The sequence below is a fragment of the Conservatibacter flavescens genome, assembly GCF_002795425.1.
Classification (GTDB): domain Bacteria; phylum Pseudomonadota; class Gammaproteobacteria; order Enterobacterales; family Pasteurellaceae; genus Conservatibacter; species Conservatibacter flavescens.
In genome coordinates, this window is sequence record NZ_PHHA01000047.1 from 1 (window position 1) to 1,416 (window position 1,416).

Here is a 1,416-nt window from a genome sequence, read left to right on the forward strand (position 1 = left end):
TTGATCTGACCCCAAAAAGTTAGACACTAATCACAGGACTGATTTCGGTATTGTACTGGACTCAGTCCTTTTAATTTTATCTGAATACGCTCATAATTGTAATAACGAATATAGTCATGGAGAGTTTGTTCAAGCTCCGCGTAAGTTTTAAAACGCTTTCCTGCATAGCATTCCGTCTTCAAACGACCAAAAAAACTTTCCATTGCACTATTATCTAAACAGTTGCCTTTTCTCGACATACTTTGAATAATTCCATACTTTTCTAACCGCTTTCGATAACCACGCATTTGATATTGCCAGCCTTGGTCTGAATGCAATATCGGCGTTTTTCCTTTCGGCAGTCTGGCTATCGCCTGATTGAGCATTCGTATCGTTTGTTCAAAATTTGGGGTTCGACTTAAGTCATAGCTGATAATTTCGTTGTTAAATAAGTCTTTAATCGGTGAAAGATAGAGTTTCCCTTCATCGCATTTAAATTCGGTTACATCAGTAAGCCATTTCTCATTTGGTTTCATTGCTTTAAAGTTACGCTCAAGCACGTTTGGAGCGATTTTGCCCACTTCTCCACGGTAAGAACGGTATTTTTTCGCCTTGCATTTTCCTTTTAAACTCAGCTGTTGCATTAGACGTTGCACTTTTTTGTGGTTGACATGATGACCTCTCGCTTTTAAGACCATCGTAATGCGACGATAACCGTACCTTCCGTGATGTTCGTGAAAAAGAGCGGTGATTTCCTCACAAAATTTTGCATCGCGAGGTTTATCTTGCTTCAAATAATAAAAGAAACTACTACGAGGTAACTTGGCAATGCGAAGGAGTATTGGCAAAGGATATTTAACCCTTAACGCTTGGATAACTTCCGCTGCCTTTGCTCTTCCGCCCGTATCAGCTCGTCCAACTTTTTTAGATAAGCATTCTCCGCCTCAAGCTCTAAAATTCGCAGCTTCAAGCGTTCTTCTTCTGTCTTGGGTTTGGGGGGCATTTTGGCGTATTTCGGTTTCATTGACGGTCTTCCTTTCGGTTTGGGTTCTAAGCCCTTTATACCTTCTTTCTTAAAGGCTTTCAACCATTGGCTGATGAGAGCTGAACTGCGTATGCCAAACTGAAGCGCGGCTTTTTCTGCAGAGTAGTCGCCCTTTATAACAGATAGGATGACTTGGTATTTGAACTCGACAGAATATTTTTTCTTGGTATGTGACACGGCAAGCCCATCATAGCCTGAATATTGATATTGCCCTATCCAACGGCTAAGAGTTTTCTCGGGAAGTTGAAAGTGTTGTCGAGTCAATAATAAGCTATGACGATTTTCAAGATAAAAGTCAATGACTTGTTGTTTGAATGTTTGGGTATATTTAGTCATAAAAATCTGCACCTTACTAAGTTGGAAATATCGTCCAACTTTTGGGGTGCAGATCA

At 40.3% G+C, this 1,416-nt stretch carries 1 protein-coding gene; it reads right to left on the reverse strand.

Annotated elements, in window-relative coordinates; genetic code table 11:
* Positions 1-26 precede the first annotated feature (26 nt).
* Positions 27-1,360, reverse strand: a protein-coding gene (locus CVP05_RS12500; RefSeq protein ID WP_100289889.1) for an IS3 family transposase whose coding sequence is annotated in 2 segments (ribosomal slippage) — positions 27-895 and positions 895-1,360 — 1,335 coding nt in all. Because the reading frame shifts where the segments join, the coding sequence is not laid out codon by codon here.
* Positions 1,361-1,416 lie beyond the last annotated feature (56 nt).